Annotated in this window: 10 protein-coding genes and 1 pseudogene; 7 read left to right on the forward strand and 4 right to left on the reverse strand. The window is 46.6% G+C overall.

Annotation, left to right across the window (positions count from 1 at the left end):
• The first annotated feature begins 128 nt into the window (after window positions 1-128).
• The 5 genes from VE954_RS12765 (at window position 129) to VE954_RS12785 (ending at window position 5,979) form a co-directional block, all read left to right on the forward strand.
• Window positions 129-1,100, forward strand: coding sequence for an ATP-binding protein (locus VE954_RS12765; protein ID WP_324953278.1), 972 nt, complete (start codon window positions 129-131; stop codon window positions 1,098-1,100).
• Window positions 1,101-1,167: 67 nt separating this feature from the next.
• Window positions 1,168-2,748, forward strand: coding sequence for an ABC transporter substrate-binding protein (locus VE954_RS12770; protein ID WP_324953280.1), 1,581 nt, complete (start codon window positions 1,168-1,170; stop codon window positions 2,746-2,748).
• A 218-nt stretch (window positions 2,749-2,966) separates the two neighbouring features.
• Window positions 2,967-3,551, forward strand: coding sequence for a hypothetical protein (locus tag VE954_RS12775; RefSeq protein WP_324953282.1), 585 nt, complete (start codon window positions 2,967-2,969; stop codon window positions 3,549-3,551).
• Window positions 3,552-3,574: 23 nt separating this feature from the next.
• Entirely contained in the window at window positions 3,575-5,515 is a 1,941-nt protein-coding gene (locus tag VE954_RS12780) for an ATP-binding protein (protein ID WP_324953284.1), read from the forward strand.
• Between the two features lie 71 nt (window positions 5,516-5,586).
• Window positions 5,587-5,979, forward strand: a complete 393-nt coding sequence (locus VE954_RS12785; protein ID WP_324953286.1) for a response regulator — start codon at window positions 5,587-5,589, stop codon at window positions 5,977-5,979.
• A 43-nt stretch (window positions 5,980-6,022) separates the two neighbouring features.
• On the opposite strand, the gene VE954_RS44235 is transcribed toward VE954_RS12785, so the two are convergent.
• The 3 genes from VE954_RS44235 to VE954_RS12795 form a co-directional block, all read right to left on the reverse strand.
• Complete coding sequence (locus VE954_RS44235; RefSeq protein WP_414699002.1) at window positions 6,023-6,433, reverse strand: recombinase family protein; 411 nt, start codon at window positions 6,431-6,433, stop codon at window positions 6,023-6,025.
• Window positions 6,434-6,605: 172 nt separating this feature from the next.
• Window positions 6,606-7,349, reverse strand: coding sequence for a response regulator (locus VE954_RS12790; protein ID WP_324953288.1), 744 nt, complete (start codon window positions 7,347-7,349; stop codon window positions 6,606-6,608).
• An 8-nt stretch (window positions 7,350-7,357) separates the two neighbouring features.
• Window positions 7,358-9,520 (reverse strand): response regulator, encoded by a 2,163-nt coding sequence (locus VE954_RS12795; RefSeq protein ID WP_324953290.1) that lies wholly within the window; start codon window positions 9,518-9,520, stop codon window positions 7,358-7,360.
• A 274-nt stretch (window positions 9,521-9,794) separates the two neighbouring features.
• On the opposite strand from VE954_RS12795, the gene VE954_RS12800 reads away from it, so the two are divergent.
• Window positions 9,795-10,052, forward strand: coding sequence for a hypothetical protein (locus VE954_RS12800; protein WP_324953292.1), 258 nt, complete (start codon window positions 9,795-9,797; stop codon window positions 10,050-10,052).
• A gap of 802 nt (window positions 10,053-10,854) precedes the next feature.
• Complete coding sequence (locus tag VE954_RS12805) at window positions 10,855-13,251, forward strand: hybrid sensor histidine kinase/response regulator (RefSeq protein WP_324953294.1); 2,397 nt, start codon at window positions 10,855-10,857, stop codon at window positions 13,249-13,251.
• A 466-nt stretch (window positions 13,252-13,717) separates the two neighbouring features.
• Here the strand turns inward: VE954_RS12805 and VE954_RS12810 are convergent.
• Window positions 13,718-14,149 (reverse strand): annotated as a pseudogene (locus tag VE954_RS12810) (IS6 family transposase); the annotation flags it as partial.
• Between the last annotated feature and the right edge of the window lie 127 nt (window positions 14,150-14,276).

Raw genomic sequence — 14,276 nt, forward strand, 5'->3', positions numbered from 1 at the left:
CAGCGGATGCAGGTCAGAATAATGGACTTTTCAAAATGCCGTCCTTTGAAGCTCAGCGCCATAACCACTCCCTGGATACGGTGAACTGGTGAATATGACCAATCCCGTGTCAGGATGCTAGAGATTTTTTGCAACAAAGCCAAACCCTGGCTATTATCAGTGATCTTCTCAACACGAGCAAGCAAACTCTTAACTCGTTTTTCTCTGAGGCTAATGTCAGGATCGAGAAAGTGAAACAACGCATTGCCGATCTGCATGGAACAATTGAGAGCATGGACCCGGGAATAGATATTCATGAAATATTTCGCGAAATCCATACTGTTAAAGGTGGCGCGAGGATTGCCAAGCTTGGCAAACTAAGCCATGCTGCTCATGAAGTGGAGGAAGTCGCACATCAAATCAGGGAAGGCGGTACTGTTCACAAGGATGCCCTTATACAAAGCGTTGACGTGCTTGGTGAGGTATTCAGTCTATACTATAATGTTTTCAATCATGTCTTTACAGCATCCGAGATAGAGACGGCACCATCCCTCTTATCTATTCTGGTTCCACATCAACAGCGAATTCTAAGTGACTTGCATAGAGCAAAACTGAAGTACGGCGGGTTTGCCGTGGAAGATGATTCCATAGATTGGTCAGAAGCCGAGATCAGGAGTCTCAATGAAATGTTCTGTCATATCTTTAGTAACATACTCGACCATAGCTTTATCATCCCTAGAGATAAAAGCGGGTTTATCTGTCCGCCCGTAAAAATTACAATTTCATGCGTTCGGAAAAGAGGCTGGAAGGAAATTCGCATAGCAGACAACGGACGCGGGATTGATCTGGATTCTGTAAAAAAGAGAGCATTGCAACGGGGAATTCCCCTTTCAATGCTGACGAATGATGAAGCTGTCCTGTCGATTCTATTCTCAGATGGTTTTTCCACCGCAAATGAAGTGACGGCAACAAGTGGCAGAGGCGTTGGACTGTCAGCCATAAGAAAGTTGGCTGAAGACCTCGGGGGCCATGCTTCAATCGCAAACCACTCAGCAGGCGGCGCGGTTCTGATGATCTCATTTCCAACACATGAATCTCAGCATGCTTTAAAATACGCTTAAATTCTCATATTTAGGCCTAAAATTTCCAAGTCAATATGTTTGTTTCTGAATATTATGGAGCTTTGATATGAATAAGCCTTGGTTGGTTCTGTCCCTGTTCAGCTTTGTTAGGATGATGACTGCCTTTTCAACAATTATGATCTTAATTTCAAGACCAGCTTTTGCGGCGGAAACATCGCCAAATGATGCAATTAGAGTTGCTTATTTCAGTAAGGATGTACCCGCTATTGATCCTTTACATCCGAGTTTCGATCCGGACTCATATGCTGTTATCACGCAAATTTTTGACAGTCTTATTCACATTGACCTTGATGGCAAATTGACTCCAGCCTTGGCCAACAGTTGGAAAATGCTGAGCCCAACGAAATGGGAGTTTAAACTCAGGCAAGGAGTAAAATTCCATAATGGTGAGGATTTCGATGGCAACGCGGTGAAGTTCACCTATGAATATGTTATGAATAAAGAGAATAGTGCTGGGAATGCATGGATTCTCAATACGATCAAAAGTGTTACGGTTGATGAATCAAACAAACACCGCATCATCATCGAAACTGCCTTTCCGGACGGCATGTTTCTGTACCGATTCTCAATGTTTGGCTCCATTTGCCCACCTAAATATATCCGTGAGGTTGGCATCGCCAAATTTCACACCCATCCAATCGGTACGGGGCCATTTAAATTCGTTTCGTGGAATCAAGGCAAAGAAATTCGTCTCGCTAAAAACGAAAGCTATTGGCAAAAGGGACTACCAAAGGCACCAGCCGTCTCCTTTGTTATGCTCCCAGAGTCGCAGTGGAAAAATGCTCTTGTTGACGGGACCATTGATTTTGTACCAAATCTCTCCGGGCGTGAGACAAGTAAATTGACTGAAGCCAGCGGCGGCAAGGTTCGAATAATAAAAAGATTGATTCTTTCTGACTACTGGGTGCTTTTGAAAAATTCTGGTCCTCTCGCCTCCAAAGAGGTCAGGCAAGCCCTTAATTATGCTCTCAACAAGGAAGACATAATCAAGTACGGTGACTACGGAAACGCCAAGCCAGCTGCCTCAATAGGGAAAGAAGGGGAGTTTGGCTATAATGAAACGCTGAAACCATATCCATTCGATCCCGAGAAGGCAAAAGAGATTCTTTCGAGAGTCAACGGCAAACTAAAATTGAAAATGTTGGTCGCAGATATTGCAGAAAAAGTAGGCCGGGTTATTGCAGAAAATCTTACGGCGGTTGGGGTTGAAGTTGAGATTGAGATTGCTTCACGTCCTGTTTGGGCGGAAAAAGTTATTGGATACAAGATCAAAAACGGGAAGTCTCCTGACTACGATATCGTAGTAAACTTGGTCGATAATCCAATCGTTAATTTGGCATTTCACGCTGGTCTTTTCCTGGCGTCGCCAAGCCCATGGTCATTGTTGAATGATGAAGCCTACGATAAAAAATTCCTCCATGCGCTCCAAACGTCCGACCCGGTTGATCATGAGAAACGGCTTAAGCTCCTGGACAAATATATTCATGACGAAGCCTTGATGCTTTTTACTTCACAAAGGATTATTACCGCTGGTATTGGAAACTCTGTTGGCGGGATTGAAAAATTCGGAATCAACGGCCACCTCGATTACAACATTTTGACTAAAGCGTTTAAAATAAAAAAATAATGTTTTGGAGGCCTGCAGGTTCTGTTGTAGGGCTATGTCATTTAAAACAGACCCTGCAGGCGGGATATCTCAACAGCTTTACTCAGCGCGACCACAGACGAATAAAGCAGAGAGCAATACCCATGCTGTCGTTTAAACCTTTATTTGTGTCGCAAAAATAACAGCGGAATTGAGATCGATGGCCATGATCAGGAAAATGCTCTTAAGAAGGATTTGGAATGGATAAGATCGGTATCGGCGAGTATCTGGAAACAAGGTATTATGAGTTTTCTCTCCGATACAATGAGATGCTTCGGGAAAAAACCCGCGCTTTTCTCCGAACCGCTGAATCCGGCATTACATTTGACAGCCTAATTGCCCCGGATCAGTTTGTTTATGGCGACCGCTTGGTTGTCTTCCTGATATCTGGAAGTAATTTGAAGGCGACCGTGAAGATACATTACAATCCCTCAGAAATGGAAAGCCTGGTTCCCAAAAGCCTCCTGGATGCTTCAGAAACGGTTGAGAAAGCCATGCAGTCTCTTTTCAACGAGCTTGGGAATCTCTATGCTGGTTCGCTAAAAACTGCGTTCCTGGAGATGAGTTACGTTGTCGGAATTTCTCTTCCCATTGCGGCCTCGTGTTATGATGAGCTGATATCGTCAGACCAACTTGTCCCCGGCAGAGCTTATTCCTATACAGCCATCACTGTAAAGGATCATGGACAATTTATTGTTACATTGACGCTCGATAACCTCGGCAGTGGGCTGGCAGCCTACAAGTACTCTAGGAAAGACGCAGAAGAAGACTCCATCTTCTTGTAAAAACACCTGTTATGGACGGAACCATGAATCATGAACTTATTGCCAGCCATAATCTGCAGGCAACCCATGACATCCTGGAGGCGCTATCGGGAGCAAAGAGTTCCCTTGAAACTATTTTGGACCGTCAAACAGATATCTTCTGCCTGTTTGGAGAAGGCGGCCAGATCATTAAAGGTAATCGGGCCTTGTCTACGGTGCTTAAATCATCGGCTGACACTCTCTATCGATTGAACCTTCGCTCTCTCTTTTCCGCAGAGGCGTGGCTCCTGTTCTCAAACAAAATGGAAATTTTGAGAAAGCATCGAGACAAGTCCAATGTTTCATTTGAGTTAAGCATCGATGGCGAAGCTTGCAAAGCTGGCGAATCCGAAGACTTTCTATGGACCATTGCCAGATTCGATGCTGTTTCATCCCGCCGAGGTCAAATCTATACGATCATTGGCCGCAATATGACCGAAATCAAGCGCTATCAGAAGCGGCTGGGAATGATATTCAGCTCCGTGCCGCTGGCCATTTTCCAGATCAATCGTCAGAAGATGATCATGCAACCTTATAGCGCCTATACCGAAATTATCTTTGGTCGAGAGGATCTTGGCAATCAGTTGCTGAGCGACGTACTTGCCCCCATGCTCACCGGCATGACCTCGACTGAACGTTTCGGTGTGGACCAGCTCCTGGCATCACTGGGTGAGGAAGAGTTCTGGTATGACATTTATAAAACCCATTTTCCCAAGACGCTCAAGCTCGATTCAAATGGCAAGGAATCTTGGATAGGATTGAATTATAGCCCTATTATCCGCGATGGTCGGGTTGAGGAAATTCTGGTGGTTGCTGAGGACGTCACTGAACGGGTCATGGCCAGAAAAGCTAAGGAGGGACGCTCATTTAATGAAGAGATGTACGGATCCATATTTTTTGATGCCCATCAAATTGATATACGAATGGTGAAAACTGCACTTTGCGATATTGACCAGTATCTCAGCAAGCTTACAAACCTTGGGGTCATGCCCCTTTCCGATCGAACGCAGCTGATGTTTCCGTTGCATTCCCTTAAAGGGACCGCCCGATCAATCGGCCTCACGTACCTGACCTCTCTTGTTCATGATACGGAGAACAGCCTGCTTTGCAAGGACGTTGAAAACCTGCCTTTGGAACAAGTTTTGAAGACCTTCAAGGATCAGCTACCAGGATTGCTTGAAGCCTGGAAAATAACCAAAGATATTCTGCTTATCGTCCATCGAGACCAGCTCGATGGGATAGAGGATTCGACCTCCGCCCTGCAGGGTAAAATCAACCAGCTACTCGAAACGATCGAGCGGGGCGACATAGTCTCCTTAAAGGGCGCGGTGAAGCAGTTATTGAGCGATATCTCAAAGCCCATAAAATCACGTTTGACGACAGACCTTGAACAAAAGATTCAGGCTATTGCCAATAGCACAGCCAGAAAGCTCGGCAAGGAAATTGGTCTCGATCTCACCATAGAAACGCTGACAGTTGACCAGGACATATTCAATGCTCTCAGCGAAATTCTAACGCGTGTTGTGTCCAATGCCATTGATCACGGGATAGAGGAACCGGGGACCCGCCAGACTTACCAGAAAAAGCCTCGCGGATTGATCAAAGTTGTTATCAGAAAATTTCAGAATGGAATAACATGTCTCATTGAAGACGATGGACGTGGCATAGACGTGGACCTTGTGGCACGAAGGGCGGTCGCCAGCGGTATAATTACTGAATCTCAATATAAATCCATGAACGACGGCGACAAAAAGCAGCTTATATTCCATCCAGGTCTATCAACCAAGGAGGAAGGCGGCGAGATTTCCGGCCGAGGTGTTGGTCTCAGCGCTGCTGATGCAGCTGCCAGATCCATCAGTCTTGACGACACTGGCCTTAAGGTTGAGTCTCTGCCTGGACGCGGCACCCGATTCATCTTCAACTGCAAGGTGACAACTCATGCCTGATCATCTGTCCCGTAAGGTGCAGTGGTACAAGGCCTTCATTTGACGACCACGTTTTTAGCAAGGAGACCCTAGTGACGAAGATCCTGATTGTGGACGATTCCAATACCATCCTGGTTGACCTAAAGGCGGTGTTGGAAGGCGCTGGCTACAACGTGGCAACAGCGATTAACGGCAATGACTGCTACTCGAAAGCGGAAAGCGAAGACTATTTCGATATGATTATATCCGATTTCAATATGCCAGGCATGGACGGTCTGGCGATGATCCAGAAAATCAAGAAGCTGGAAAAATATGCCAAAACCCCCTTTGTCATGCTTACGACAGAGTCATCGATGGAATTGAAAAAACTAGGCAAGGAAGCAGGCGTTGTGGTCTGGTTCGTCAAGCCCGTCGCGGAAGACCGGATTCTATCGACTTTGACAATGGTCTTCGAGAAATTTCCCCCTCGCAGCACGGCGGCCTGAACTGCATTCCCTGACTGCAATGAATTGAAAGCCTTTTGAGCGCCTATTCGTTTGCCCTTCTCCCGCGCGGCAGCAAGCCCTGCACGGGTTCTCTCGGCAGGGTTACGCTCCATTTCGGCCACGGACACAAGGATTTGGGTTCAAGTCGTCCCGTTGGACTCCCATAATCAATTCCCTCACGATCGCAGATGAGATTTACGTTCCGGCGCTGGAGATCCGCGATCACTGCGAGGATCTCGGTTGTTTTGCGTCCGAGCCTGTCCAGGGCCGCCACGATAAGGGTATCCCCTTTCCTGAGCTGCTCAAGCAGGGTCATAAGGAACGGCCTTGCCTTCGCACCAGACCGTGTTTCAGTGACAACCTCAACATGAGGATATTTTCTGGTGAGAGCCATGACCTGGGCGTCTGTACTTTGCCCATAGGTGGACACCCTTGAGTAGATATAAAAAGCCATGAGTCACTGGCGGACTGGCAAATGGTTCGTTGAGTTGGTCTCCAATTTGCCATGAATACTTAGCATGCGACAACCAAATGCCCGTTGGGTTTACATTGGAAACCTCGGACATGGATGTGTCGGAGTACGCTCTGGGTGTGTCGGAGCACAGAGGCGGAGCGCGGTACGGGATCTAGGATTCCCCGGCTATTTTCTTAACGATGGCTCCGGCGGGAATGAAAGCTTTCACCTGGCTCCGGATAACCAGGCTGGCGACCAGCTCACGGCAGGAATCCTCGAGATATAGGAACTCTATACCCAATCCTGGAGCAAGATTCGGATTTCCTGGCCTTCGTGTCCACATCACCATGCCTATTCCTTCAAGGACGAATCGGGGCATGTTGACGCGAAAGCTAAGTATCTGATCTTTAACGGCATTCTGGGAGCCGGGATTCACGAACATTCCTCCAGATCCAAGGCTGAAATTTTCAGAAATCTCGCCATTATCCAATTCTATGTGATTGGATATCTTGAACTCATCCGTTTTTTTCCCTGCTCCAGCCCAGCGCTGACGAGCCGGCAACTGCATTCGGACCAGCAGCCGAGTAAGATCATGAATTGGGAAGGGCTTGCCAAAGAAAGCGTTTGCTCCCAGCGCATACCCCTCCCACAAAGGCAGGGTAACCACTGCACTCATCAAAACAAAGACCACACGCTTGTCCGTTTTTCTGACTTCACGAAGCAGCTCCAATCCATCCATTTTTGGCATGGATATGTCGCTAATTATAACATCATATTTCTCGTTCTTCAGCTGCTCCAGAGCCAGCAGTCCGTCCCCGACACCTTTGGCCTCCCAATTTTGTGAAATCAACTCATCACAAATGATCCTCTGTATGTCGGTCTCATCATCAACCACCAGGGCTTTTAGCTGATTCATGAAATCCCCTACGAAGCATGATTTTGGAAAGATCGGCGTGGCGGTGACTCGTCTCTTCTCATGGATGGACGTACGACGATTTTCGGCATGTTTAGAAGCAGCTTTCGGCTTCCCTCACTGGCCAGTTCACCGGCCTGGAATGATCGATAGCAACAGATGTCGCCACGCACTGGAGTCAGCTGATCAATCATCTGCAACAGGTCAAACTGCGGCTCATCCTTTGAATTTGATAAAGAGACACTGATTGTGTCAGTCGAAAAATGCAGCTGAGTCTTCGTTCGAATCGCCTGTTCGATTTTTGCGCATAAGGCACTCACCTTTTGTCCAGTAACGGATGACGGGCACGCTTTTATCTGCGCAAGAATATTTATCGCCTCCTCGTATTGCAAGGCACGGACATGGGCCAATGACAAATTAAAGCAAACCGTATCGTGAATCGAATTCCATGGCTCTGGCAATGACCCCAGGGCGGTCTTGTATAGCTTGATCCCATCACCGATTAGATTATTTCGAATTTTGGCTACGGCTTTGTTATTTATGTATGCAGCAATACGATGAAAGCTATCGAGGCCTTTCATGGCTTCGGTGGCGCGCTTTTGGTCATCCGATTCTATAGCCAGGTTGGCTTCCGCTTCGATTACCAGAATATTGTTGGCGTCGATGGCTTTTGCTTCAGCCAGCAGGGCCTCCGCGCTGTCCAAATTGTTCATGTCCGTGCTAATACTTACCATTTGGCAAATGCGCTCGATATTTTTTGGAGCAAGGACATTGGATTTTTCGAAGAATCGCATGGCGCTCTCAAATTCCCCCAGCTTCATCAGCGATTTACCTAACAGGTTCAATAATTCAACCGAGTCTCCTGAAAATTTTAGAGCCTGAAGAGTGGTTTCACAGCACTGGCGATATTTCCCTTCAAAAAACTCAAATTCAGCTTCAATACGCAATTTACCCACTTCATCATATTGAGGGTTCGAGAGATAGATGGCGATCAGGCGACCTGCCTCAGTTTTGTTCGAAGCACGTAAGCATGTCATGATTCTTTGATCCATGGCAGCTTGTTCGGTTGGATAGCGGTGCTGCTGAACCAGGGTAACAATTTTGCTCATTAAAGCATGCTTTTCAAAAGGCTTTTCGAGCAGTGAATTGACGCCGAACTCCTTAAGTAAGGGCATTTCATTTGAGGTTACAAGCGAGCTGATAAGAATGATTGGGATGCCCGGGGCCTGCAGCTTAAGCCGCTGTAGCAATTGCAAACCGCTCAAATCCGGTATTCGCCATTCCATGATTATCAATGAGGGCTTGCAGCCATGCCTTAGCGCATCCCACGCGCTTTGACCGGATTCAAAAGCATCAATATTCTCGACTCCAGCCTCTCTTAGCGCGAGACGGACGGCATGATGCACAGACGTATCAGGATCAATGAGCATGCAGCATTCCAAGCCTAAAGCATTATTCCTTGCACCTTTTTGGAAGTCCCCGTCCAGGTCAATGGGGGATTGCAAGCTGTCAATACCAGAAAATCTTTGCGCCAAATCCTGCACTTCATCGCTTAGGCTGGGATCTACCAATAACACCTGCTGAAGTGTATTTCGACCCTCCTCTTTGCCACTATTTAGCTCTGCTTCCGCGAGGGAAAGAAGCAGGTGTGGAGATCCTGGAAAGGTTTCGAGAAGAGTTCTGGTCAGCCTTGCAATTATGGTCCAGCTACGACTCTCCTTAAGAACTCTGCGCAAGAAATTTTCTGCCGTCAGAGTTCCATTGTAACCTACGGTGCGCACGACTCTCAAAAGATCGCCAACATCATCTGGAAGTCGGCTGGGAATCGTGGTGTTATGATACGAGAGAAGGCCCCATTCAAAAGCGAGCGGAAGAAGATCTCGTTCATGATCCCGCAGTAAAAGGCTGACCCGGGTATTCCTTAAGCGTGGCTCTTCGATACACATTTTTAGCAGATGCATGATATTGATTTCGTGGTTCGAACAGCTGGCAGATAGAATCCAATCCGCGGGTTCGGAGCTTAGTGCATCCAAAAGTGTTTTCAGGTCACCAAAGGCTTTAACATTTGAAAATCCTTTATTTCTTAGGGCTTCAATTACTACGGATCTCAGCGCAACCATTGGCTCTATCACAAAAACATGAGCATTTGCTGGTTTCGTAAAAAAATCGATCATTTCTGCCACCGTTCTCATTCAGATTGGAACTTTTTCAATATCGCAAATTACATGGGTATCCAGGAATCTCTGAATCTATCGGCAATACTGCTTTTTAATCAATTGCGGAAAAAAATGTCTTGCTTACAGGAAGGTTACAAGTCTCCATCATCAATTTTGCATTTGGATGCTGTAAATCTTTCAACCTTTTTGGAAGCGTTCAGAAAAATTAACTAAGGAGTTATAGGTGAGCCCTTAGCAGTGGCAGGGTCGCCGCTGCCAGGGGCGACCCTATATGCAAAGGCTTCAGGAATGGCTGACTGACTTTTTCCGAGGCAAGACCGAAGCTACATCCCATACCCTTTCCGACCAGTTCGCTATTTATTCGATTCGTAGATTTTTGGAGGGCAGCGACAAGGTATGGGAAATTGCTTTTACATACACCGAACGTCCTGCGGTCCGATCCGGTCAAATTGCTGAAGACGGCCTTAATGTGCTTTGGAGCCAATGGACGACGGAACACGACGTTGATGTTTCGAAAAGGAAACCCTGATGTAAGAGCCTGCAGCTGTCCTGTTCCCGAGGAGGTGAAGCTGGGCCTGGTTTAAGCACAATTGTCTTTCACGAAATACTATAATTTGAAAGCCCGCTGCTATCGCGCTCAGTATAGAGTTCTTTCAGAGCCAGAACATTGGGCTGGTAGCTTAGGTGCTTTCGAAAGTGTTCTCCAGGCTCATCTTCCAACTCGGCATTTTGTTCAGAAAAAATTCAAGCCCCTGGTAATAAACGTCAACAAACTTAAAATCGTTCGGGTTCAACCAGGTTTCTTGAGATAACATGTACAATAACATCTATAAAGTGAGCACTGTTCTGGAGCCGATCAAACTTTTGGCTGGAATTATGCAGCATTCCTGCTTTTCAGGCTTTCATTTGTTCTCCAGAGGTTGATCTTGAAATTTGCCCGGGTCGGGATGCAATCGAATTTGAACAATTATTAATATTCAGTAAATATTGCACATCGTGATCTCACCACTCTCCTGCGTGAGCAGTAGCCGGTTTTATGCCGGTCGTGATCAACAAACGCTCCAACAAGGTCCCGTGGCCAAGGTCAGCAAAACGTGTGCGATTGGGAAAAACAAAACAAATTCGATAGATAGGGTTCTGTTGCAGCATAACCTGCAAAAATCCATTTTACGTCAGTGTATCGCCAGAAGCTACTGAAACCCCAGCCCTCGTTCTCCCGGATGAGCATTTAAAATAAGTTTTATTTACCAGCCGTAATTATTCAAGGATTCGGATTGTGCAATCACGGCATCGATAATATATTTCGCCCCTAAACCCGATAGGATCAACAGATGATTGAAACCTCTGCGTCTTCATACCTGTCTGCTTTTTTACGTCCTGGGGGAATGGGGCTTCTTGTTTTGATTGCCTGGCTAATCAAAACTGAGGTAGGTCTTGCTGATATGGCAGCCTTTACCCTTGAAAATTCCAATTCGATCGAGATCTCTGCTCTTGACATTTATGAGGATCAAACCGCATCCCTTCAAGCAAATGATATAGCCAAGGATGAGATTCAAAAGAAATTCTCGAGGCTCAGTTCGGATAAATTTAACGTCGGGCCAACGGACTCCACCTTCTGGATTCGATTTCAAGTGACAAACAAGAGCCGCGAAGACGAGTGGTTCATTGCAGCCCGCCATCCGATAATGGAAGTTGAGTTTTTCAGCCTGTTCAATAGCGCCGATATTATTAGTGTAAGACCTTTTAAAACAAGAGTTCCGACAGGCAGAGTTGAATTGTCAACCGGATCAGTTTCAACATTTCTTCTCCGTGTAAGTTCAAAGCAGATCGTCGATTTGCATTTTGATGTCATGTCCGCCGTGCCATTTTTTGAAGCGAGGCGGAGCGAGTATGGTCTTATTCTTCTATGTGTTGGCGCTTTTGTTGTTATGGGTGTTTATAATTCCATTCTCTATCTTGCATTTAGAGAGCGAATTTACCTGTTTTATCTCGCCTTCGTTGCCATCAACATGCATATGACCTTGCAATCGGTCAACTATCCTGAAGGGATTAATTTCTGGTTTGGTTTTGATTGGTTGAGCATATCCAATTTTCAAAGGCCATTGGGCGCCATTTCATCATTTTTGTTTGCACGTGAATTTCTTCAAACCAGAACCCATTACCCCAGGTGGGATAGGGTTCTTAAGACTTATATGTATCTTGTAGTGACTTTGATTGGACTGAGCTTTTATCTCTCCAGAGTTCAAATGTTCAATCTCTGGGACCTTGTTTTTCTCCCAGCAATCCTAATCCTTTTGACTTCCGGGCGCTGCGCCTTAAGGCTGGGAGCAAAGGCAACCACCTATTATGTGCTTGGCTGGGGCAGTTTTCTGATGGGACTGGGGATCTATCTGCTGACAATTATGAACCTCATACCCGCAAGTATACTTACCCGCAATATTCTGCTGGTAGGGCAGACTGCGGAGGCTTTCTGTATGTGCCTCGCACTTTCTGCAAAAATCTCAAGGCTTAGGAAGGAAAAGGTCGAGGCGGAAATGACGAGCAAGGCGAAATCGGATTTTCTTGCTCAGACGAATCATGATATCCGCACGCCTCTTTCAGTCATAAAGGGTGAAACAGAAAAAATTCTGGATAGTATGAGGGAGCATCCCGAGTTGAAAATAATCAAGGCAGAGCAGATGTTCAGAATAAATCAGTCGTGCCTGATCATTGAATCGATTTTGGCTGACATCAGTGACATTTCAAATATTGAGGCAGGCAAGGTTCAAGTGGAATACATGGATGTGCCTTTTGCTGAGTTTATGAGAGAGACTATGGCCATGATGGAGCCGAAGGCCATCAAAAAAGGCCTTAATCTCAGACTCGATTTGGACAAGGATTTTCCGCGCACCGTTCAAAGTGATCCGAATCATCTCCGCCGAATTCTAATGCAGCTCATCGACAATTCCATCAAGTTTACTGAAAAGGGTGAAGTCAGAGTTTCGGCAGCGTTGAAGTCCGCTCTGAAAGATTCCTGGTGGGTTCAGGTCCTTGTGGAAGATAGCGGAATAGGGGTCAAAGACGGCTCCGAGGGCAGGCTTTTTCAGCAATATTCGCAGCTGGATAGTTCAATTCGGAAAAAGTATGGCGGAACGGGCCTTGGACTCTACAAGGCAAAATCATTAGCCCAAATTTTGGGAGGAGACCTCTTTCTTAGCCTGAAGCAGCCCGAGAAGGGAGGTGCAAGCTTTACACTCATGGTAAAGCTTGGGGCAGTTAAAGGGGAAACGCGGATTGCGGCGGCAGAGCCAGCATTATCAGCCGTCAGCGATGGCAACGAGCTACGACTCGAAGGCATGAGATTTCTTATTGCAGACGATGAGCCTACCCTTCGAGAGACCTATTCGTACTTTTTGATTCGCAATGGTGCTGCGCAGGTTGAACAGGCGGATAACGGTCGAATGGCGCTGGAAAAAGTGCTGAGTTCAAACTTTGACGCCGTCTTGATGGATATTCAGATGCCATACATGGATGGCGTTGAAGTGGTTCAACGCATGAGGCGGGATGGCATCAATATTCCTGTTCTGGCCATGACTGCCACGGCAATGGCTGGCTATGATGAAAAGTATCTCAAGGCAGGATTCACTGAGTATCTGACGAAGCCCGTAAATGTCCCGCTCCTCATTGATAAATTGGCCGGATTTCATCCCAGAATTCGGTTAAAAATCCAAAGTCATGTCAATACCTAAACCATTCACGTCGACAGTGGTCCAGCCACACATGACTGATGACTCCCACATCCAGTGTGGAGTTTTCACGACCACGCGGAAGATTCCCGCCCAGCTTCACAGTCTACACAAGCGCTTAATCCGAAATCATTCAATATCTTCATCCCTGGCCTGACAAAACCGTCGCGATGCAATTTCTATTTGTGCCGAATGAATTCGCGGGTCAATGGAAAAATCGGAGTGAAATATTAATCTGACAATCATTGAAAGTAATCCAAAATATAGGGAAAATTCACTCTGTTAATTTTCCATTGCGGGTTTCCGATAGGCTTCTCAGAAGTTGATGCGCAGGGATGAAGCATTGACGGCAGGATTTCAACACGAACCACCAAAAAAAGGATGGAAGCCATGAAAAAGAAATTCGGCTCTGTCGCAAACATTTCCAAGGTCGAAGTGAGTTTCTGAAGGGATCATTCCCCGGACGCAATTATCCTGCGAGGGCGTAAAATTGCTCGAATGGAGTGGAGCCCGGGATATCAATCTGACCTTTTTTGATCATGGCCATCATCTCAATGCCGGCAATCGTTTTCGCCGCCGACATGAAGGTCTTGAAGCCGAGCATGGACCTTGTCCTTTGCCGGACCCGCCTGTGATCCTGCTCGACAATATTGTTAAGATATTTCACCTGCCGGAGATCAATGTCGGTGGAATGCTCATCATTGAAAGCCTTGAGGCCGGCGGCGTTTGCCCCTGACTTGTCGGTATTGATCTTTCCGGGGACACCGTGCTGACGAACGGCCTTTTTCAAAAACCTGAGAGCGGCTCTCTGATCCCTCTTTGCCGCGAGAAGAAAATCAATGGTCTCACCATCCTCGTCCACGGCCCGGTAAAGCCCTTTGAGCTTTCCTTTGACCTTGATGGCCAGTTGAGTAGATCCCAGGAGTTTCACCCGGAACCCCTCTTAAAACCGGACGGGAACCTCTCAGCTCATCCGGCTTCCACCGATCATTTCACTATTGATAAACCTGCATGTTTCCTTGTTGCCA

The organism is Oligoflexus sp. (assembly GCF_035638955.1).
GTDB lineage: Bacteria > Bdellovibrionota_B > Oligoflexia > Oligoflexales > Oligoflexaceae > Oligoflexus.

Bases quoted from the DNA above. Each gene is read 5' to 3' on its own strand.
- VE954_RS12795 (WP_324953290.1), bottom strand. From the start codon at position 9,520: ATGATCGATTTTTTTACGAAACCAGCAAATGCTCATGTTTTTGTGATA.
- VE954_RS12805 (WP_324953294.1), top strand. From the start codon at position 10,855: ATGATTGAAACCTCTGCGTCTTCATACCTGTCTGCTTTTTTACGTCCT.
- VE954_RS12790 (WP_324953288.1), bottom strand. From the start codon at position 7,349: ATGAATCAGCTAAAAGCCCTGGTGGTTGATGATGAGACCGACATACAG.
- VE954_RS12770 (WP_324953280.1), top strand. From the start codon at position 1,168: ATGAATAAGCCTTGGTTGGTTCTGTCCCTGTTCAGCTTTGTTAGGATG.
- VE954_RS12800 (WP_324953292.1), top strand. From the start codon at position 9,795: ATGCAAAGGCTTCAGGAATGGCTGACTGACTTTTTCCGAGGCAAGACC.
- VE954_RS44235 (WP_414699002.1), bottom strand. From the start codon at position 6,433: ATGGCTTTTTATATCTACTCAAGGGTGTCCACCTATGGGCAAAGTACA.
- VE954_RS12780 (WP_324953284.1), top strand. From the start codon at position 3,575: ATGAATCATGAACTTATTGCCAGCCATAATCTGCAGGCAACCCATGAC.
- VE954_RS12775 (WP_324953282.1), top strand. From the start codon at position 2,967: ATGGATAAGATCGGTATCGGCGAGTATCTGGAAACAAGGTATTATGAG.